Origin of the sequence: Geobacillus sp. GHH01 (assembly GCF_000336445.1) — a bacterium.
GTDB classification, from domain to species: Bacteria; Bacillota; Bacilli; order Bacillales; family Anoxybacillaceae; genus Geobacillus; species Geobacillus zalihae.
Genome location: NC_020210.1, coordinates 3,091,827 through 3,111,206, shown reverse-complemented (window position 1 = coordinate 3,111,206; position 19,380 = coordinate 3,091,827). Strand labels below are relative to the sequence as shown.

General features: G+C 52.2%; 18 protein-coding genes and 1 other RNA gene. 14 read left to right on the top strand and 5 right to left on the bottom strand.

All coding sequences use genetic code 11. From position 1 onward, the window contains the following. Nucleotides 1-12 precede the first annotated feature (12 nt). The 3 genes from eno to GHH_RS15395 all read left to right on the top strand — a co-directional run bounded on the left by eno (nt 13) and on the right by GHH_RS15395 (nt 4,861). Entirely contained in the window at nt 13-1,305 is a 1,293-nt protein-coding gene (gene eno / locus GHH_RS15410) for a phosphopyruvate hydratase (RefSeq protein WP_015375779.1), read from the top strand. 319 nt (nt 1,306-1,624) lie between these two features. Next, nucleotides 1,625-2,670, top strand: a protein-coding gene (locus GHH_RS18560) for an IS630-like element ISBs2 family transposase (RefSeq protein ID WP_015374552.1) whose coding sequence is annotated in 2 segments (ribosomal slippage) — nt 1,625-2,128 and nt 2,131-2,670 — 1,044 coding nt in all. Because the reading frame shifts where the segments join, the coding sequence is not laid out codon by codon here. A 694-nt stretch (nt 2,671-3,364) separates the two neighbouring features. Beyond that, complete coding sequence (locus tag GHH_RS15395) at nt 3,365-4,861, top strand: carboxylesterase/lipase family protein (RefSeq protein WP_015375778.1); 1,497 nt, start codon at nt 3,365-3,367, stop codon at nt 4,859-4,861. A 100-nt stretch (nt 4,862-4,961) separates the two neighbouring features. Here the strand turns inward: GHH_RS15395 and GHH_RS15390 are convergent, their stop codons facing one another. Continuing rightward, nucleotides 4,962-5,177: a hypothetical protein gene (locus GHH_RS15390; protein WP_013144264.1), complete on the bottom strand. Its 216-nt coding sequence runs from the start codon at nt 5,175-5,177 to the stop codon at nt 4,962-4,964. A gap of 498 nt (nt 5,178-5,675) precedes the next feature. Here GHH_RS15390 and secG point away from each other — a divergent pair, with 498 nt between their 5' ends. The 6 genes from secG (at nt 5,676) to GHH_RS15365 (ending at nt 10,753) form a co-directional block, all read left to right on the top strand. Continuing rightward, nucleotides 5,676-5,912, top strand: coding sequence for a preprotein translocase subunit SecG (gene secG, locus GHH_RS15385; RefSeq protein WP_013144265.1), 237 nt, complete (start codon nt 5,676-5,678; stop codon nt 5,910-5,912). A gap of 74 nt (nt 5,913-5,986) precedes the next feature. Then, complete coding sequence (gene estA, locus GHH_RS15380; protein WP_033004594.1) at nt 5,987-6,727, top strand: carboxylesterase; 741 nt, start codon at nt 5,987-5,989, stop codon at nt 6,725-6,727. A 22-nt stretch (nt 6,728-6,749) separates the two neighbouring features. Beyond that, a complete protein-coding gene (gene rnr, locus GHH_RS15375; protein WP_015375777.1) occupies nt 6,750-9,026 on the top strand; it encodes a ribonuclease R in 2,277 nt (758 codons plus the stop codon). Between the two features lie 81 nt (nt 9,027-9,107). After that, complete coding sequence (smpB, locus tag GHH_RS15370; RefSeq protein ID WP_013144268.1) at nt 9,108-9,575, top strand: SsrA-binding protein SmpB; 468 nt, start codon at nt 9,108-9,110, stop codon at nt 9,573-9,575. 312 nt (nt 9,576-9,887) lie between these two features. Beyond that, nucleotides 9,888-10,239, top strand: a transfer-messenger RNA (tmRNA) gene (gene ssrA, locus GHH_RS18550). Between the two features lie 298 nt (nt 10,240-10,537). Further along, nucleotides 10,538-10,753, top strand: coding sequence for a hypothetical protein (locus tag GHH_RS15365; RefSeq protein WP_223813714.1), 216 nt, complete (start codon nt 10,538-10,540; stop codon nt 10,751-10,753). 111 nt (nt 10,754-10,864) lie between these two features. On the opposite strand, the gene GHH_RS15360 is transcribed toward GHH_RS15365, so the two are convergent. From GHH_RS15360 to GHH_RS15350, 3 genes are all read right to left on the bottom strand, one after another. Continuing rightward, nucleotides 10,865-11,314 (bottom strand): staygreen family protein, encoded by a 450-nt coding sequence (locus tag GHH_RS15360; RefSeq protein ID WP_015375776.1) that lies wholly within the window; start codon nt 11,312-11,314, stop codon nt 10,865-10,867. A 167-nt stretch (nt 11,315-11,481) separates the two neighbouring features. Next, on the bottom strand, nt 11,482-11,907 hold the full coding sequence (locus tag GHH_RS15355) for a DUF6114 domain-containing protein (RefSeq protein WP_013144270.1): 426 nt from the start codon (nt 11,905-11,907) through the stop codon (nt 11,482-11,484). Nucleotides 11,908-11,928: 21 nt separating this feature from the next. Next, nucleotides 11,929-12,519: a DUF6230 family protein gene (locus GHH_RS15350; protein WP_015375775.1), complete on the bottom strand. Its 591-nt coding sequence runs from the start codon at nt 12,517-12,519 to the stop codon at nt 11,929-11,931. Nucleotides 12,520-12,723: 204 nt separating this feature from the next. Here GHH_RS15350 and GHH_RS15345 point away from each other — a divergent pair, with 204 nt between their 5' ends. The 4 genes from GHH_RS15345 to GHH_RS15330 all read left to right on the top strand — a co-directional run bounded on the left by GHH_RS15345 (nt 12,724) and on the right by GHH_RS15330 (nt 16,697). After that, nucleotides 12,724-13,899 (top strand): response regulator transcription factor, encoded by a 1,176-nt coding sequence (locus GHH_RS15345; RefSeq protein ID WP_015375774.1) that lies wholly within the window; start codon nt 12,724-12,726, stop codon nt 13,897-13,899. A gap of 125 nt (nt 13,900-14,024) precedes the next feature. Beyond that, on the top strand, nt 14,025-15,395 hold the full coding sequence (locus GHH_RS15340) for a PepSY domain-containing protein (RefSeq protein WP_015375773.1): 1,371 nt from the start codon (nt 14,025-14,027) through the stop codon (nt 15,393-15,395). Nucleotides 15,396-15,540: 145 nt separating this feature from the next. Further along, on the top strand, nt 15,541-15,777 hold the full coding sequence (locus tag GHH_RS15335) for a YuzF family protein (RefSeq protein WP_013144273.1): 237 nt from the start codon (nt 15,541-15,543) through the stop codon (nt 15,775-15,777). A gap of 20 nt (nt 15,778-15,797) precedes the next feature. Continuing rightward, nucleotides 15,798-16,697, top strand: coding sequence for a manganese catalase family protein (locus GHH_RS15330; protein ID WP_014196698.1), 900 nt, complete (start codon nt 15,798-15,800; stop codon nt 16,695-16,697). A 108-nt stretch (nt 16,698-16,805) separates the two neighbouring features. Here the strand turns inward: GHH_RS15330 and GHH_RS15325 are convergent, their stop codons facing one another. Further along, nucleotides 16,806-17,720, bottom strand: a complete 915-nt coding sequence (locus GHH_RS15325) for a LysR family transcriptional regulator (RefSeq protein ID WP_015375772.1) — start codon at nt 17,718-17,720, stop codon at nt 16,806-16,808. Between the two features lie 156 nt (nt 17,721-17,876). On the opposite strand from GHH_RS15325, the gene hpaB reads away from it, so the two are divergent. Further along, on the top strand, nt 17,877-19,355 hold the full coding sequence (gene hpaB / locus GHH_RS15320) for a 4-hydroxyphenylacetate 3-monooxygenase, oxygenase component (protein ID WP_015375771.1): 1,479 nt from the start codon (nt 17,877-17,879) through the stop codon (nt 19,353-19,355). The last annotated feature ends 25 nt before the right edge of the window (nt 19,356-19,380 follow it).

Genomic DNA, 19,380 nt, shown 5'->3' with positions numbered 1-19,380 from the left:
GAGTGTGTGTTCATGTCTGCGATTATTGATGTTTACGCCCGCGAAGTGCTCGATTCGCGCGGCAACCCAACCGTAGAAGTGGAAGTGTATACAGAAGAAGGCGGTTTCGGCCGCGCCCTGGTGCCAAGCGGCGCCTCGACTGGGGAATATGAAGCAGTCGAACTGCGCGACGGCGACAAAAACCGCTACCTCGGCAAAGGGGTGTTAAAAGCGGTCGAAAACGTGAATGAAATCATTGCGCCGGAAATCATCGGCCTCGAGGTCACTGACCAAGTGGCGATCGACCGGAAGTTGATTGAACTAGACGGCACGGAAAACAAAAGCAAGCTTGGCGCCAACGCCATTTTGGGCGTCTCGCTTGCCGTGGCCCGCGCGGCAGCGGATGAGCTAGGCCTGCCGCTGTACCAATACTTGGGCGGCTTTAACGCTAAAACGCTGCCGGTGCCGATGATGAACATTTTAAACGGCGGCGCGCATGCGGACAACAACGTCGACATTCAAGAATTTATGATCATGCCGGTCGGGGCGGAAAGCTTCCGCGAAGCGCTGCGCATGGGGGCGGAAATTTTCCACAGCTTAAAAGCGGTGCTGAAAGCGAAAGGCTACAACACCGCGGTCGGCGATGAAGGCGGCTTCGCCCCGAACTTGAAATCGAACGAAGAAGCGCTGCAAACGATCATCGAAGCGATCGAAAAAGCCGGCTACAAACCGGGCGAACAAGTGATGCTCGCCATGGACGTTGCCTCGTCCGAGCTGTACAACAAAGAAGACGGCAAATATCATCTTGAAGGCGAAGGCGTTGTGAAAACGTCGGAAGAAATGGTCGCTTGGTATGAAGAGCTTGTATCGAAATATCCGATCATCTCGATCGAAGACGGGCTCGATGAAAACGACTGGGAAGGCCATAAACTGCTGACCGAGCGGCTCGGCAAAAAAGTGCAGCTTGTCGGCGACGACTTGTTTGTCACAAACACGAAAAAACTGGCCGAAGGCATTGAAAAAGGCGTCGGCAACTCGATTTTGATCAAAGTGAACCAAATCGGCACGCTCACCGAAACGTTTGACGCCATCGAAATGGCGAAACGCGCCGGCTACACCGCCGTCGTCTCGCACCGCTCCGGCGAAACGGAAGACAGCACGATCGCCGACATCGCCGTCGCAACAAACGCGGGTCAAATTAAAACAGGTGCTCCATCACGCACCGACCGCGTCGCGAAATACAACCAGCTGCTCCGCATTGAAGATGAACTCGGCCACACGGCCATTTACCAAGGCATCCGCTCGTTTTACAATTTGAAAAAATAACGGGAACAGGCGTCCCCAACGGAGGGGGCGCCTGTCGTTTTGACGGAGGCGAAAAGAGAATCGAATGGCTGGCGGTGATCAAGACGTCTTGATGCATTCAGGAAAGCTGCGCCTCTCCTTTAGACGGGAGAGGAAACAGCCGTTTTATGCTGCACAGTGTAGCGTTGGATGTTGTCTCATGATGAAGAGAAAGTCAAGTATCATCATTTGTAGAAAATAGTCGAATTTTTTGTAATGATTTATATAAATTGAAATAAAGGTTTTCTCCCGTTCCACGGCGAATAAATACAAAGAGAAAATAGGGGAACGGAGAGAAAATATGATGCCAAATCACAAAGACGAGATCGAAAAGTTGTCCACTGCCATGAAAGAAGCAAAAAGTAAACGAGCATATGAACGCTACCAAGCGATTTATCTTCATTTGCAGGGATATACCAAAGGAGAAATCGCAACGATTATTGGTCGATCCAAGAAAACTATTTATAACTATATTCATGCCTACGCCCAGCGCGGTCTTGATGGACTGGAGATGAAATACTCACCTGGCGCCCCACGTCGATTGACCCCTGAGCAGGAAAAAGAGCTGGCTTTGATCATTGAACATCAGCTCCCCGTAGATGTGGGATTCGAAGCAAAATATAATTGGACGCTTGCGATAATCGCTGAACTCATTCAACAAAAGTGGGGGCCAACATACACGCTTCGCGGAACAAGTGACATTCTGCATCGGTTAGGGCTAAGCTATACGAAACCGACCTATACACTAGCCAATGCCGATGAAGAGAAACAAAAAGAATTCGTCGAAATCACCTTCCCTGAAGTAAAAAAAAACTGGTAGATGGGAACATCGCCCATGTCCTCTTTCAAGATGAGTCGATGATTCGTGATTACCAAGCGATTCAAAAAACATGGTTTGTCAAAGGAAAACAACGAATCATTCCGACGTTTGGAAAACATCAAGGGCTGAAGCTGATTGGCACGTTGAACTACGAAACAGGGGAAGTGTTTTGCATCGAAGAAGAACGCTATGACGCGGAAACATTTCTTCGATTTCTTCAACTTGTGTTAGAACGCTATCCCACAGGCAAAATAGTGATGATTTTAGATAACGCTCGAATTCACCATGCCAAACTCATTCAGCCATTTTTAAAAGAACACGAAGATCGGTTAGAGCTCGTCTTTTTGCCACCATACAGTCCGCAATTGAACTTGATTGAAGGGCTATGGAAATGGCTGAAATCAGACGTGATTTACAACGTGTTCTATTCGAGTGTGCAAGAAATTAGAAAGAATGTCCAAGCCTTTATTCAGCGAATCAACCAGAAACCAGAACAAACGATCGATCGTTTGTGTGTTCAGTTGTAAATCTTTAATTCAACTTATATATCAAAGACAAAAAAAAGAAATGATGTGTTTGATTTCGTTATCAAAATGGAAGATAATAAACATAAATATTTGATTCGCATGGTAAATTACACCAAACCTTTGGGATGGGTTCCATTTAACGACTTTCAAATAAATCAAGTCAATGAAATTGAATAGCCCGTAGTGCTTTGATGAACACTTATTTACAAGGGGCTGTATCAATGAATAAAATTATGATTTTCATTTATTGCATCTGTTTGTTTTTAAAAGCGGTTGAAAAATAAACTTTGCTGCAGATGAGCATGGTTCCTCAACTTAAAGTTTCATCAAGCACATGTTGGAATGATGAACATCAAAAAAGGTAGAGATTTATCCATAAATGGCATTGTAGGATAGGGCACACCATCGTCCAATTTTGCCTGGAAAGTAAGAAATCTTTAGAAGGCTGGTGAAAAACGACTGATTTCGCCGAACCCATTGTTTTCGGTCGAAAGAGAAGCGTTGATTTTGCAAGACTTCTCTATTTGAGAAAAAAGTCCATTTTCCGCGATTTTTCACTAAATCCCCGGCCTTTTAGGTGCTGTTCCTTTTCCTATTCCAACGAGCTGACATTGTCCCGCATAGGTCGATGGACGCAAGTGGTCCGTTCGTTTATAATATTTTTGAATGATCAGAATATTTAGGGGGGATAGGGATGGAACAAACGATTGTCGAGACGCGGTATGGGCGGCTGCGCGGTGTGATGAATGGAAGCGTTTTCGTTTGGAAAGGGATTCCGTACGCGAAAGCGCCGGTCGGGGAGCGTCGGTTTTTGCCGCCAGAGCCGCCCGATGCGTGGGATGGGGTGCGGGAGGCGACTGCTTTCGGTCCTGTCGTGATGCAGCCGTCAGATCCGATTTTCAGCGGATTGCTCGGGCGGATGAGCGAGCCGCCGAGCGAAGACGGGCTGTACCTGAACATTTGGTCGCCGGCGGCGGATGGGAAGAAGCGCCCGGTGTTGGTTTGGATTCATGGCGGCGCCTTTTTGTTCGGCTCGGGTTCTTCGCCGTGGTATGATGGGACGGCGTTCGCGAAACACGGCGATGTCGTTGTCGTGACGATCAACTACCGAATGAACGTGTTTGGCTTTTTGCATCTCGGTGATTTGTTCGGCGAAGAGTACGCTCAAGCCGGGAATCTCGGAATTTTGGACCAAGTGGCGGCGCTGCGCTGGGTGAAGGAGAACATTGCGGCGTTTGGCGGCGATCCGGACAATGTGACGATTTTCGGTGAATCGGCGGGAGCGGCGAGCGTCGGCGTGCTGTTGTCGCTTCCGGAGGCGAAGGGGCTGTTTCGGCGCGCCATTTTGCAAAGCGGTTCGGGATCGCTTCTTCTCCGTTCGCCGGAGACCGCCATGGCGATGACCAAGCGCATTCTCGAGCGTGCCGGCATCCGCCCGGGTGACCGCGGCCGGCTCTTGTCGATTCCCGCCGAGGAGCTGCTGCGGGCGGCGCTGTCGCTCGGTCCGGGAATCATGTACGGTCCGGTGGTGGATGGCCGCGTATTGCGGCGCCATCCGATCGAGGCGCTCCACGACGGGGCGGCCAGCGGCATTCCGATTCTCATCGGTGTGACGAAAGACGAGTACAACTTGTTTACCTTGACGGATCCGTCATGGATGAAGCTTGGCGAACACGAACTGCTTGACCGGATCAACCGTGAAGTCGGGCCCGTGCCGGAGGCGGCGATTCGCTATTATGCAGAAACGGCGGAGCCGTCGGCGCCCGCCTGGCAAAAGTGGCTTCGCATCATGACGTACCGCGTGTTTGTCGAGGGGATGCTGCGGACAGCGGACGCCCAAGCGGCCCACGGAGCGGATGTGTACATGTACCGGTTTGACTATGAAACGCCGGTGTTCGGCGGGCAGCTGAAAGCATGCCACGCGCTCGAGCTGCCGTTTGTGTTTCACAATCTCCATCAGCCGGGCGTCGCGAATTTCGTCGGCAACCGGCCGGAGCGCGAGGCGATCGCTGACCAAATGCATTACGCCTGGCTGGCGTTTGCCCGCACCGGCAACCCGAACGGCGATCACTTGCCGGAAGCGTGGCCGGCGTATACGAGCGAGCGCAAGGCGGCCTTTGTCTTTTCAGCCGCCAGCCATGTCGAAGATGATCCGTTTGGCCGCGAGCGAGCGGCATGGCAAGGACGCTAGAAGATTTGATTCTTGAGGGAGCACCGCCATCTGTGAAAAAATGGAGCTTCGGCCTCTCTCCGCTAAACCAACAAAGGAACGGCCAACCGCCGTTCCTTTGTTATTCGTTTGCCCCCTGAGAAGGAAGCCCGAACTGTTCCGCCAGCGCTGGGTCGCGGTCGATGGCCTCGATGAGCTTGCGCATGACGTTGACGTCAAACGTAAAGTTCGCCCCAATCGGCGAGGTGACGAAAATTTTCCCTTTCTTCGCCTCCCGCGCCCGTTTGAATTGATAGCCGTCAATCGCGATGACGACTCGTTCGTCCGGTCTTGCCATTGAAGTCCCTCCAGTCGTTGCCGATTTGCTTTCTATTGTAACGTATTTCGGCGGCGGACGACAATGATCATACCGCACCCGATTCATGGAGCGTCAAGCGGATGGAGGATGAAACGCTCCCCCATCTATGCCAAAGGGGAGGAGCAGGGAATTTTTTGGCCCCATCCCTTCGATTTAGCCCTCTAGAAAAGACAGGAAATGTAGTCTTTCCTTCAACATCGTTCCATTCTTTCGCTGCCTCCAGGCCGATCAGATCAGGTCAGATACGTTGCGATTTTTGCCAGGCATTCATCAATGATTTCATCGATTTCCTCCATTTGAGCATCTTCTGGCTTGTATTTTTTTAAAATTTTTAGATGACGGGCTTTCCAATCTAATGTTTCACAAAAAAGAGAATCTGTTCCTTTCGTCGTGTTGAGACAGGCCCGCCAGTTGCCGCCAACGGCGATCTATGGTATAGTGAAATTATTGCAACGTCGGTCGTTGGAGGTGTCAGGCATGCATGCCTTGCTTGTGACGCTGCTTGTCATTGTGTCGATCGCGCTGATCGCAGTTGTCTTGCTGCAGTCGGGCCGCAGCGCCGGGCTGTCGGGGGCGATCACCGGCGGCGCCGAGCAATTGTTCGGGAAGCAGAAAGCCCGTGGGCTCGATGCGGTGTTTCAGCGCGTCACGGTCGTGTTGGCCGTCTTGTTTTTCGTATTGACGATCTTGGTTACGTACGTACAGCCATCATAAGTCAAACATGGGGCGGTCCATAGAATGAAGGGCTGCCCTTTCTATTTCACACTAGAGAGGAAGGAGAGCCGATGATGAAAATTGTTCCGCCGAAGCCGTTTTTCTTTGAAGCCGGGGAGCGGGCGGTGCTGCTTTTGCATGGGTTTACCGGCAATTCCGCCGACGTTCGGATGCTTGGGCGATTCTTGGAATCGAAAGGGTATACGTGCCACGCTCCGATTTACAAAGGGCATGGCGTGCCGCCGGAAGAGCTCGTCCACACCGGACCGGATGATTGGTGGCAAGACGTCATGAACGGCTATCAGTTTTTGAAAAACAAAGGCTACGAAAAAATTGCCGTGGCTGGATTGTCGCTTGGAGGCGTATTTTCTCTCAAATTAGGCTACACTGTACCTATAGAAGGCATTGTGACGATGTGCGCGCCGATGTACATCAAAAGCGAAGAAACGATGTACGAAGGTGTGCTCGAGTATGCGCGCGAGTATAAAAAGCGGGAAGGGAAATCAGAGGAACAAATCGAACAGGAAATGGAACGGTTCAAACAAACGCCGATGAAGACGTTGAAAGCCTTGCAAGAACTCATTGCCGATGTGCGCGCCCACCTTGATTTGGTTTATGCGCCGACGTTCGTCGTCCAAGCGCGCCATGATGAGATGATCAATCCAGACAGCGCGAACATCATTTATAACGAAATTGAATCGCCGGTCAAACAAATCAAATGGTATGAGCAATCAGGCCATGTGATTACGCTTGATCAAGAAAAAGATCAGCTGCATGAAGATATTTATGCATTTCTTGAATCGTTAGATTGGTAATGGAGAAAGGAGGGGATGGCCAATGGATCATGTGTTGGCCGAACGCATTTTAACGTTTATGCGCGATGAGGCGTACAAACCGCTGACCGTTGAGGAACTGGAGGAAGCGTTTGGGATTGAGGATGCGGACGGGTTTAAGGAATTTGTCAAAACGCTTGTCGCCATGGAAGAGGAAGGCCTTGTCGTCCGGACGCGCAGCAACCGCTACGGCGTGCCTGAGCGGATGAATCTCGTGCGCGGCAAGGTGACCGGCCACCCGAAAGGATTCGCGTTTGTCACACCGGAGGAGCCGGGACTGGATGATATTTTCATCCCGCCGTCCGAATTGAAAAACGCGATGCATGGCGACACGGTGCTTGTGCGCGTCCAAGCCGATTCATCCGGGGCGCGCCGCGAAGGAACGATCGTCCGCATTTTGGAGCGCGGGGTGAAAGAGGTCGTCGGCACGTACACGGAAAGCAAATATTTCGGCTTTGTCATCCCGGATGACAAACGGATCGTCAATGACATTTTCATCCCGAAAAACGCGGCGAACGGCGCGGTCGAAGGGCATAAAGTCGTCGTCCGGCTCACCTCGTACCCGGAAGGACGAATGAGCGCTGAAGGGGAAGTCGTGCAAATTCTCGGCCATAAAAACGACCCGGGCGTCGACATTTTGGCGATCATCTATAAATACGGCCTTCCGCTTCAATTTCCAGAAGACGTGATCGAGCACGCCAACCGGGTGCCGGACGTCATTACGGAGAAAGACTTGGAAGGGCGCCGCGATTTGCGCGGCGAGATGATCGTCACCATTGACGGCGAGGATGCGAAAGACTTAGACGATGCGGTGACGGTGACGAAGCTTGAAAACGGCAACTATAAGCTCGGCGTTCATATCGCCGATGTCAGCTACTATGTTGAGGAAGGCTCGCCTATTGACCGCGAGGCGTATGAACGCGGCACGAGCGTTTATTTGGTTGACCGCGTCATCCCGATGATCCCGCATCGGCTGTCGAACGGCATTTGCTCGCTCAACCCGAAAGTCGATCGGCTGACGCTCTCGTGCGAAATGGAAATCACCCCGCAAGGAGAAGTCGTCCGCCATGAAATTTTCCCAAGCGTCATCCGCACGGCGGAACGGATGACGTATTCCGATGTCAATAAAATTCTCGTTGACAAAGACGAAGCCTTGCGGGAAAAATATGCGCCGCTTGTGCCGATGTTTGAGCTGATGGCTGAGCTTGCCGACATTTTGCGGGCAAAGCGGATAAAGCGCGGGGCGATTGATTTCGATTTTAAGGAGGCGAAGGTGCTTGTCGATGAAAACGGCAAGCCGTACGATGTCGTCTTGCGCGAGCGGTCGGTCGCTGAGCGGTTGATTGAAGAGTTTATGCTGGCGGCGAACGAAACGGTGGCTGAGCATTTCCATTGGTTGAACGTGCCATTTATTTACCGTGTTCACGAGGATCCGAAGCCGGAAAAACTGCAGCGCTTTTTAGAGTTCATCACGAACTTCGGCTATGTCGTGAAAGGAACGGGCAACCAAATCCATCCGCGCGCCCTCCAGCAAATTCTCGAAGCGGTGCGCGGCGAGCCGGAAGAAATGGTGATCTCGACCGTCATGCTTCGGTCGATGAAACAGGCGCGCTATGACGCCGAGAGCCTCGGCCATTACGGCCTGTCGACCGAGTTTTACACCCATTTTACGTCACCGATCCGCCGCTACCCGGATTTGATCGTCCATCGGTTGATCTGGACGTATCTCATTAACGGCCAGATGGATCTTGACACCCAGCAAAAATGGGCGGAAAAGCTGCCTGAAATTGCGGAACACGCTTCCGATATGGAGCGGCGCGCCGTTGAGGCGGAGCGGGAGACGGACGATCTGAAGAAAACCGAGTTTATGGAAGACAAAATCGGGATGGAGTTTGACGGCATTATCAGCTCGGTGACGAACTTCGGCTTGTTCGTTGAGCTGCCGAACACGATCGAAGGCTTGGTGCACGTCAGCTACTTAACGGACGACTATTACCGCTACGACGAACGCCACTACGCGTTGATCGGCGAACGGACCGGGAAAATGTACCGCATCGGCGATGAAATCACCGTCCGCGTCATCAACGTCAACAAAGACGAACGGATCGTCGATTTTGAAGTCGTCGGCATGAAAGGGCGCCGCCCGCCGAAAGCGAAAGCCGCTCCGGTCGTCATTGAAGGGAAAAAGCAAAAACAGGCCAAGGCAAAGGCGGAAGCGAAAACGAACAGCGGCAAAAGCCGCCACGCGAAGGCGAAAAAGAAGAAAAAGAAAAAACGGTGAGGAAAAGCCTCGCGCCCGGCTTTTCCTTCTTTTTCGTTTTTGATAAAATAAGAAACGCTACGATGAGGAGGGGGAAAACGGATGCCGAAAGGCGAAGGAAAGGTCATCGCGCAAAACAAAAAAGCACATCACGATTATTTCATCGAGGAAACGTACGAAGCCGGCCTCGTGCTGCAAGGGACGGAAATCAAATCGATCCGCAACGGCCGGGTGAATTTGAAAGATTCGTTCGCCAAAGTCGAAAAAGGGGAAGTGTTTCTCCATAACATGCACATCAGCCCGTACGAACAAGGCAACCGCTACAACCACGATCCGCTGCGGACGCGAAAGCTTTTGTTGCACCGCCGTGAAATCAACAAACTGATCGGCTACACGAAAGAGCAAGGGTATACGCTCGTGCCGCTCAAACTGTACATTAAAAACGGCTTTGCCAAAGTGGAGCTTGGTGTGGCCAAAGGGAAGAAAAAATACGACAAACGGGAAGACATGAAGCGGAAAGAAGCGCAGCGCGAAATCGAGCGGGCGTTCCGCGAGCGGCAAAAACTGTAGAAGAAGTCCGCGGTGGTTGGGGCGCTGGCCGCGAGGAGAAACTTGGACTCATCGGGCTTGATTGGCAGTGCGCGCAGCGGGTTTGGAAACGGGCGAGCCCCGTCCGTATGGCGGGCGCTTCCGGGACAGGACGAATGGTTTCAAACAATAAAGAAGATGTCTTCCAACATCGCCCCCGCCGTTCGAGGGAAATCCTGTTTTTTGGCGGAATTGAAAACATTCCCATTGCAAATGCGCACCGCCATGGTATAATAAAAAGTGCAACAGCCGGTTATCCCATGCTTAAGCTGTTCCGGTCTTTCTTCGCACCGCGGGGACGATCCGGATTCGACAGGGGTAGGTCGAGCTTAAGCGGCGAGCCGAGGGGGACGTCCTCGTAAAAACGTCACCTAAAGATAACTGGCAAACAAAACTACGCTTTAGCTGCCTAATTGCTGCAGCTAGCTCCTCCCGCCATCGCCCGTGTGGCGTCCGAGGGGTTCATATGAAGCGGGCTACGCCCAAATCCGCCGCCTGAGGATGAGGGAAGAGATGAACCAGGCTAGCCGCCGGGAGGCCTGTCGGTAGGCGGAACGGACGGCGAAGCGAAATATACCGACTACGCTCGTAGATGCTTAAGTGGCGATGCCTCTGGACGTGGGTTCGACTCCCACCGTCTCCATTTCCAACATCCGAACGGTTCGGACAAGAAATCGTGAAACCCTTGATGCGACTGCATTTGCAGTCGTTTTTCATTTTTGGGGAAGCCCGAAAAAAACGATAGAATCCAGAAAAATTTTGCGCGGCTTTTTATTGTAACCCATGGTGCTAGTTGAGCGTTGACGCTCAACTAGCACCATGGGTTATTGTTACATCTTATCCGAAGTGGTGATGAATATGATGGAAATTGAGGGGAAATTTAAGACGCTCAAATACTTTGTAGATGGGTATTATAATCAATCGATGATCATGAATTTGACGATATGATTAGAGAATTTAGAGACGAAGAACCAGAGAGTTTGGTTCATGCATTAAGAGCTGAATTAGCTGAATTACAAAAACTAATAGACAATGGGGATAGAGAAACATTTAAAAAAATAGAGATTTTATTGCATGATAATAGTTTACGATATATTGAGTTTGAAGATGGTCAAGCGTTTATTAATCGTGTTTTAAATGTTCTGGATAATAAAAACTAAAATATTCTCACCCAATTAATTAAAAAGCCTTTCTCATTCGAGAGGGTGAATCCACAAACACTTCATTTGAAGTGTTTGTGAATCTTGCGCAGAACGTGCAAAAAGAGAGAGTCAACGATACATATAGGGGATTCCGTACGTCTCTGTTCGGTTCAGTTCTGGGTATTCGGAAGTGAAATGAACCAAAATCGGACTGCCATCGCAGGAAGGAAAATGACGGAAAAAGTGCCGGTCTCCGTAGCGAATGGCTTCTAGCGCCAAGGTCAATTCTTGTTCGAATACTTGTTTTCGGCGGATGTTTTCTTCCTTGCCCATTTGCTTGCTGCCGACAAACACATAAATGAACAAGGCGAGATGTTGCCCTGCCTGTTTCCATTCTCCCAATACTTCATCGCGCATGGCATTGAGCCGTGTGGTCGCGAACGAGCGGCCGATCGCTAAATAGAGGTCTCCCGTCGCATCAGAGTGAGTTAACGTATACATTCGTCCGATGAGCGGGAACGTATGGGTGGTTCCGGCGGCGAACTGGGTGTGTAGCCGGTCGATAGAAAGGTGTTTCATGGCGGTCCCTCCTTCTTTCATCTTGTTCTGCAGCGATGATGGGCCCATAATATGAATATGCGCCTCGTTTGTTCATGATGAATGGATTCGTGATCGGGAAAAAGAGATAAAAAAGAAGGCCGAACGAGCGAATCTTTCGCTTCGTTCGGCCGAGCGATCGGCGCCTGTTAGTCGGTTGCGGCGGATGGCTCTTTGTCTGCCGCTGCTTCACGATGAGCGGCAGGAGTGTCGGCTTCGGCCCATTGCGGGCGCCAGGCGATGCAAAGCGCCCCGCCGATGATGCCGAGAATCGTGCCGACTAAGAAGCCGCCCAAGGCGCCCATGATCGACAGAATGGCACTGAACATACCGATGATGCCGAGCAAGGTGGATAGCCGCGGCATGGCGTAGGAAAGAATCCCCATCAACATGACCATGCCGCCAAGGAAAAAGCCGGCGAACACCATGCTTCCGGGAACGAGAGAAATTTCGTATAGCTGCATCGGAATCCATAAAATCACAAGGCTTGATAACAAGAGAAACGTCGCCCCCCAAAACGGGCGGCGTTTCCGCCAGCGACCGAACGCCTGCCAGCTAGAACGAATGATGCCCAATGTTTCTCATCCTTACTGAAATTAGTTGAGTTTTTCAAAGTACACTTTCATGCCCGGCAGCGATACTTTTTGCTGGAATAAGTAGACGGTTTTGATATCGCCGTTTTCGATCGTAATGCTGTCGGCTCCTTGTGTGAATTCTTTGGCCGCTTTCTCGACTGGGTTGCTCGTATCGCCGACATAGCTTTCTTTCATCGTCAAGCTGCCGAAGGAGATGTTGCCGTTGATTTGCGTCGCTTTTTGCACGAGGCCGTCAATGGAGACAGGCTCGCTCGCGACAATGACGACGCGAATGCCCAAGGCCGGGAAGTCTTTCGAAATCCGAAGACCTTGAATCGTCGCTTTATCCATTTCATTGACGAAGACCGGCGTCTGCGGCGCATTGCCTGCTTCCGCCACGCCGCCGTACATTTTAAACCCGCTGCCGTTTAGCTTGTCAAACTGAACAGTGAATTCGCCGACCCCGCTGATTGGTACGGCATAGGCGACGCCTGTCAGCCCGAAGGCGGACAACATAAGAGTGAGGGCAAAAAATCCTCCGAGCAAGGCGAGAAGCAACGGTTTTTTGGCCGTGTGCCCTCCTACAATCAGTGATTGGCTGGCCATATTCATGAACATTCTCCTCCCCTTCACATAAATTGAAAGCGCTTTAAATATAGATTTAATTAAATATTAAAATAATTCAAATAAAATAAAATCCCTACATTTGTAGGGTTTTTTCCCGTCTTCGTCGCAGAGGGGAGAAGGAATCAACGCACGCGTTGCGAAAATACAATAGTGAGGGAACACGGTCGACCAAAAAAGGGGGGCGTTGCCTTGTCAACAGAATTGCACAATCATTTGTTTCGACTGCTGAGAGAGGCTTCGGATATTTTGCGGCAGTATGAAAGGGAAGTGAACCGGGAATGGAAGCGGATCGGCGAAGCGCTTGGCAAGCGGAATGCGCGGGTTCAAGAGGTGTTTTCCACGCTGTGCGCATTCGTTCAGGCAAGATTGCTCCCGTACGGGGGCGAACACCCAGCGAATAGGCATCTCGAACGCATTGCGGCGTTTCATCCGGAGATGGTCATATTTTCCCTAAATTTAATGGAAAATACGGTTCATCAAGTGTTGAAGGCGCATGCGTCAGCGGCTGCTACGCTGCACCCAGCCGTGCGGTATTTGTTTTTCAAATGGAATGAATGGTTGTTGTATGAAATGAATGAGCAATCATTCAAAATCGGCCGCGATTCCTCGTGGAAAAAAGAATCCTTGTGGAAAGACGCCGTCATTTTGTTCAACGAATGGATTTTGCGGGCGCAGACGTTTGAGGAATCGGCGGCGCATATTTGTTTTGGTTTTTCCTATTTTCTTCCTTTCAGCCGCTGCGCTCTGTTTCAATTTGTCAATCAGGAGAGCACAGCCATCGGTCTGCACGGGCATGGCGTGGACAACGGGCAAATTCAGCGCTTGCGCGTGGAATTGGACAGCATTCCGATGTTGAAAGAAAGTGTGGGGAAATTGAAAGCGGAAGTGCATGAATTTCGCCATTTTCGTCCGATTTATGTGCCGAGGGCGAGCGAACAGTTTCCGCGCCTGTATGTGGACCCGTTCGGTTTGGCCTCGCTGGTGATCGTTCCGGTGTATGTGCCGACGGAAGGGAGGATGATTGGAGGCGTCGTTCTCGACCGCGGACCGGGCCGCTTCTTTGCCGTTGACCGCCGCCTGTTTCCCGCGCTGATGAAATTTGGCCAAAGCGCGGGGGAGTTGCTGTTGAAATGGATCAAGGCGCCAAAAAAAGAATGGGAAGGGATGGCGGAATCCTTGTCGCCAAGAGAAATTGAGATTTTGAAGCTGCTCGCCGACGGAGCCTCGACATTGGAAGCGGCCTGTCAGCTTTATTTGAGCGAATTTACGGTGCGCGACTACATTTCCAGCGCCTTAAGGAAACTCAACGCGAAAAATCGGACGGAAGCGGTGGCAAAAGCGCTGCGTCTTGGGTTGATTGGATGACGAGGCGGACTGGTCTGTCCGGCCGTTTCATTTCACACCATTTTCGCCGATTGCTCACCGTTTGGACACAGTTTTGTTCTATACTGCCTACTGAAAAACATGAAAACATGGCAGGGGGGAAAACTGTGGAACAAACGGTGAAGGCGGCGGACAAACAGCGGCCGATGTATGCGGCGGTCTGGAGGTGGCATTTCTATGCCGGGATCATCTTTGCGCCGTTTCTGATCATTTTGGCGTTGAGCGGGGCCGTCTATTTGTTTAAGCCGCAGATCGAATCGGCTCTGTCCGGCCATTTGTACGAGGTGGACAAGGTTGGGGAAAAAAGGCTGTCTCTCGTTGAGCTGACGGAACGGGTCAAGGAGAAATATCCGCATGATTCCGTTGTCTCTGTGACGCTTGAGAAAGAAGCGAATCGGACCGTGAAAATCGGGATGATGGACAAAGGAGAAATGGTGTTTGCCTTTGTCAATCCGTATACCGGGGAGATTCAAGGGACATTGCGCGCGGATGAGAATTGGACGGAAATCGCGAAAAAAATCCACAGCGAGCTATTGATTGGCGGAACGGCGGCCAACCGTCTTGTAGAGCTGGCGGCTTGTTGGGGCTTTATTTTGTTGGCCACGGGCCTCTATCTTTGGTGGCCGCGGCAATCATTCTCTGTTCTCGGGACGTTTTGGCCGCGCTGGCGGGCGAAAAAACGGTTGGCTTGGCGCGATTGGCATGCCGTGACCGGTGTATGGATGAGTATCGGGATTTTGCTGCTCATTGTGACAGGGATGCCGTGGACAGGGGTCATGGGGGAGGTCATCAACCGGGTGGCGACGGCGACAAACACCGGGTATCCGCCGTTTGCGTTCAGCTTCGGACTGAAGCCGGAATCGAAAGTGGTCACCAAAGAAGTGGCGCAAGACGTGCCATGGGCGGCCGAACAACTGCCTGTGCCTTCTGTTCGCAAGCGCAAGGCGGCCCCGCTTTCGCTCGATGAGGTGTATGCGATCGCGGAGGCGAAAAAGGTGAAAAAGCCGTTCACCATTTCGCTGCCGCAAGGGGAAAAAGGGGTGTTTACCGTTGCGACATCGAAGACGAAGCCATGGGAGAACGCGACCTTGCATATTGACCAATATTCGGGACGGGTTCTGAGCGATGTCCGCTTTTCCGACTACGGCGCATTGGCCAAAGCGATTACGATTGGCATCGCGTTCCATGAAGGGCGGTTGTTTGGGCTGGCCAATCAGCTCGTCAATCTCGTTTTTTGCCTCGGGCTTGTGTTTTTGTGCGTCAGCGGCTTTGTGATGTGGCGCAAGCGCAAGCCGAAAGACGGTTTCGGCGCTCCGGCGCGGGTGAAGGATCCTCAAGCGGCGAAAACGGTGTGGGGCGGCATGATCGCCGCAGCGGTCGTGATGCCGCTGTTTGCGTTGTCGCTCGTTGTGATTTGGCTGTTTGACCGTTTTGTGGTGCAAAAGATTCCGAGCGTTCGCCGCTTTCTAGCGGCGTAAACATCTTTGGAAGCGGCTTGAATGTCCTTGAGCATCAGGCCGCTTTCTTTTCTCGACGTTGGGTTTTTTTGTCATGTTCGGCACGGGGGCGGCATATGGATAAAAAGGGAATCTTCTTCAACGCATCAAAAGGGAGGAAATGAGAATGAACCAGCCCTACGCGTCCCATGCTTCGTCACCGCAGCTCATTGCTCTGGTTGACCCGTATGTGTACCACGCTTTCCAAGCTTTGAACGGCAAAGAAGTGGTGGTGGAAACAGTCCGCGGTTCGATCCAAGGAACTGTGAGGGATGTGAAGCCGGACCATATCGTCATCTCGGCGCATCAGGCGGTTTATTACATCCGCTTGGCGCAAGTGGTGTCTGTTCGCCTCAGCAATTAATGGAGAGGAGGAAAAGAGTCGTGGTATTTCAGCGGATCGACCGGCTGGCGATCGAATTGCCGAAGCCGAAGTACGCGGACCCCAATGCGGCTGCCGCTGTCCAGGAGCTGCTTGGCGGCCGTTTCGGAGAAATGTCGACGTTAAACAATTATTTGTTTCAGTCATTCAATTTTCGGCAAAAACAGAAGCTGCGCCCGTTTTACGAGTTGGTGGCGAGCATCACCGCCGAAGAGTTTGGCCATGTGGAGCTCGTGTCCAATGCGATCAACCTTTGCTTGACCGGCTCCACCCATCCAGGTGATCCGGATACAGCGCCGATGAAGGATGCGAAAGACAAGCGCAATACGTATCATTTTATCGCGACGGCGCAGACGGCGTTTCCCGGCGATTCGATGGGGAAGGCGTGGACGGGGGAGTACGTGTTCAACAGCGGCAACTTGATTTTGGATTTGCTTCACAACTTTTTCCTTGAATGCGGAGCGCGCACGCATAAAATGCGCGTCTATGAAATGACGGACCACCCTACCGCCCGCGAGATGATCGGCTACTTGCTTGTGCGCGGGGGCGTTCATATTTTGGCGTACGCCAAAGCGATCGAAGTGGCTACGGGGGTCGATGTGACGAAACTGCTGCCGATCCCGAAGTTGGATAACCGTGTGTTCGACGAGGCGAGAAAGTATGAGGATCAAGGCGTCCACCGCCGGCTTTATACGTTCAGCGATCGCTATTACAAAGAAATCGTCCGCATTTGGCAAGGAACCCATCCAAGCGATGGACAGCCGCTCGAGGTGGTCGAAGGAGCGCCCCAAGGGGGGGCGATCCCCGATTTGGACGAAGTGCCGGAAGAATTCGCCCCCGGGATTTCGGCCGAAGATTTTTTCGAAATCGCCAAGCGGCTGCAGCGGTCGGCAGGGTTGTGATGAGGCGCCCAACGGCGCCTCATTTTTTGAAAAGCAGGTCATTGAACAAAAAGGACGGCGCAACGAGGGCATGACGTTTCCCTTGAGCGTCCACGATTGGAGGAATCGCTATCTTTCTTCATGTTGTTCACCGGCGGCGCGGGCGGCAACGGTTTGGAGCACGTCGAGGAATGTTCGGGCGCTTTTCGGCAAATACCGTTGTCGGTCGAGGATGGCGGCGGCTTCCGCTGTCATCGAAGAGTCGATGATCTCCAGCACCTTGATGCCAGGGAGGCGAAACAAGGCTACGGTGGATTGCGGCACAATGGTGGCCCCGAGGCCTTGGGCGACAAGGGAGAGCAATATGGTCGCGTCCGGGCATTCGCATAGAACGTTCGGTTCAAAGCCATGACGGCGGCATTCCTCGATGACCCGCTCGTACTGTCCGGCGCCGTGCACCCGGTGGAGAAGGAGAAGCGGCCAATCCGCAAAATCGCGCATGCATAATGAGGGTTGGCCGGTTTTCCATTGCGCCGGCAACACGCCGACATAACGTTCGCCGGGCAGACGGATGACGTCGTAATCAGCCGAGTCGATCGGCAGGCGGACGATGCCGATGTCAATGCGCCGCTCGTAAAGCAGCTGACAAATGGAAAATGTATCTCCTTCACGGAGATGAAAGGTCACGTTCGGAGCTTGTTCATGGAAGTGACGGATTGCTTGGGCCAAATAGTAAAAGCACGATTTGACGCAGCCGATCGACAGCGTTCCCGCCGTTCCCTCTTCGATTTCTTTTACTTCCGCCACGGCGTCATCAAGCTGGGCGAGCAGCCGTTTCGCCTTTTCGTAAAACGCTTTGCCTGGTGCGGTGAGCTCCATTTTTTTCGCCTTTCGATCAAATAAAGGAACGCCGAGCTCTTCTTCGAGCTGCTTCAGCTGCTGGCTGAGCGGCGGCTGGGCGATATGAAGCTTTTGCGCCGCTTTCGTGATTTGCCCCTCTTCGGCAATCGTGATGAAGTATTTCAGCTGCTTCACATCGATCATGGTCGTGCCTCCTCTCTTGCTTCCATATCTTTTTCGTATAGGATGGTTGATCATTTTTGTATTTTTCATATATGAAATCATATGTTATATTAATTTTGAACATTCTGAATGATAGCGCTTCCTTATCTATTATACGTGAAAACGGGGGGAATGAAAATGCCGGCCAAAACAGGTCAGGAGTATATGGAGCGGCTCAAGCGGGCGAAAAGCAGCGTGTACATCCACGGGGAAAAAGTGGAGGATGTCACCGTTCATCCGGCGTTTTGCAACGTCGTCCGTTCGATGGCGGCGCTTTACGACCGGCAATATGAAAAGCCGGAGAAAATGTTGTACCGGTCGCCGACAACCGGGCAACTCGTCGGCATGACGTTCATTCAGCCGACAACCATTGACGAGCTCATCGCCCGCCGCGAGGCGACGCAAGAATGGGCGCGTATGTCGGCGGGGATGATGGGCCGTTCTCCCGATTATTTAAACGCGGAAGTCATGGCCATGGGCGTCGCCAATGATCTATTTGCCGAAGATGATCCGATGTTTGCCGAAAACGCGAAAAACTACTATGAGTACGCGCGTGAAAACGACATCAGCTTGACGCACACGCTCATCCATCCGCAAATGAATCGCGCCAAGGCGCTTCATGAACAAAACGATGCCGATGTGCCGCTCCATTTGGTGGAACGGCGAAAAGACGGGATCATCGTCAGCGGCATCCGTCTGTTGGCGACGCAAGGCGGGATTACGGACGAAATTTTAGTGTTTCCATCGACCGTGAAAAAATCGACAGCTGGTGAAGACCCGTACGCGCTCGCCTTTGCCATTCCGAACAATACGCCGGGCGTGAAGTTCATTTGCCGCGAGGCGTTTGACTACGGGCGGAGTTCGTGGGACCATCCGCTGGCGTCCCGCTTTGAAGAGGGCGATGCCATCGTTTCGTTTGAAAACGTGTTTGTGCCGTGGGAGCGCGTGTTTGTTTGCGGCAATTCGTCGATTTGCAACCGGACGTTCCGAGAGACGAATGCGGTCATTCATATGTCCCATCAAGTGGTGGCAAAAAACATCGTCAAAACGGAGTTTTTGCTTGGCGTCACCCTTTGTCTGATCGAAGCCATCGGCATCGGCGAATTCCAGCATGTGAAAGATAAAGGGGCGGAAATCATGCTCGTCTTGGAGACGATGAAGAGCCACCTGTACCGGGCTGAGCATAACGCCAAGCCAGACCGATGGGGGACGATGACGCCGGATTTTGCCGCGCTTGATGCCGCGCGCAACTGGTATCCGCGCATTTATCCGCGCCTGGCGGAAATCATTCGCATTTTAGGGGCATCGGGCATGATGGCGATTCCGACGGAAGCCGACTTTGACAACGAAGAAATTGGCGATATCGTCCGCCGCGCGATGCAAGGGGCGACGGTGGACGGCTATGAGCGCGTTCAGCTGTTCCGGCTCGCCTGGGATCTCACGATGAGCGCGTTCGGAGCCCGGCAGACGCATTACGAATATTACTTTTTCGGCGATCCCGTTCGGATGGGGATGGCGTATTTCGACGCATATGAAAAAGAGCCGTATCAACAGTTCGTGCGTGAATTTCTGCGCGGCGCCAAAAGCGTGTTCATTCCTTCTGACACCCAGCGGTGACAGTGCAAATGGAGTTGAATTTGAT

Excerpts from the sequence above, each read along its gene's own strand:
- secG (WP_013144265.1), top strand. The coding sequence starts at position 5,676 with ATGCATGCCTTGCTTGTGACGCTGCTTGTCATTGTGTCGATCGCGCTG.
- smpB (WP_013144268.1), top strand. The coding sequence starts at position 9,108 with ATGCCGAAAGGCGAAGGAAAGGTCATCGCGCAAAACAAAAAAGCACAT.
- rnr (WP_015375777.1), top strand. The coding sequence starts at position 6,750 with ATGGATCATGTGTTGGCCGAACGCATTTTAACGTTTATGCGCGATGAG.
- estA (WP_033004594.1), top strand. The coding sequence starts at position 5,987 with ATGAAAATTGTTCCGCCGAAGCCGTTTTTCTTTGAAGCCGGGGAGCGG.
- GHH_RS15395 (WP_015375778.1), top strand. The coding sequence starts at position 3,365 with ATGGAACAAACGATTGTCGAGACGCGGTATGGGCGGCTGCGCGGTGTG.
- hpaB (WP_015375771.1), top strand. The coding sequence starts at position 17,877 with ATGCCGGCCAAAACAGGTCAGGAGTATATGGAGCGGCTCAAGCGGGCG.
- GHH_RS15365 (WP_223813714.1), top strand. The coding sequence starts at position 10,538 with ATGATTAGAGAATTTAGAGACGAAGAACCAGAGAGTTTGGTTCATGCA.
- GHH_RS15360 (WP_015375776.1), bottom strand. The coding sequence starts at position 11,314 with ATGAAACACCTTTCTATCGACCGGCTACACACCCAGTTCGCCGCCGGA.
- eno (WP_015375779.1), top strand. The coding sequence starts at position 13 with ATGTCTGCGATTATTGATGTTTACGCCCGCGAAGTGCTCGATTCGCGC.
- GHH_RS15325 (WP_015375772.1), bottom strand. The coding sequence starts at position 17,720 with ATGATCGATGTGAAGCAGCTGAAATACTTCATCACGATTGCCGAAGAG.
- GHH_RS15390 (WP_013144264.1), bottom strand. The coding sequence starts at position 5,177 with ATGGCAAGACCGGACGAACGAGTCGTCATCGCGATTGACGGCTATCAA.
- GHH_RS15335 (WP_013144273.1), top strand. The coding sequence starts at position 15,541 with ATGAACCAGCCCTACGCGTCCCATGCTTCGTCACCGCAGCTCATTGCT.
- GHH_RS15350 (WP_015375775.1), bottom strand. The coding sequence starts at position 12,519 with ATGAATATGGCCAGCCAATCACTGATTGTAGGAGGGCACACGGCCAAA.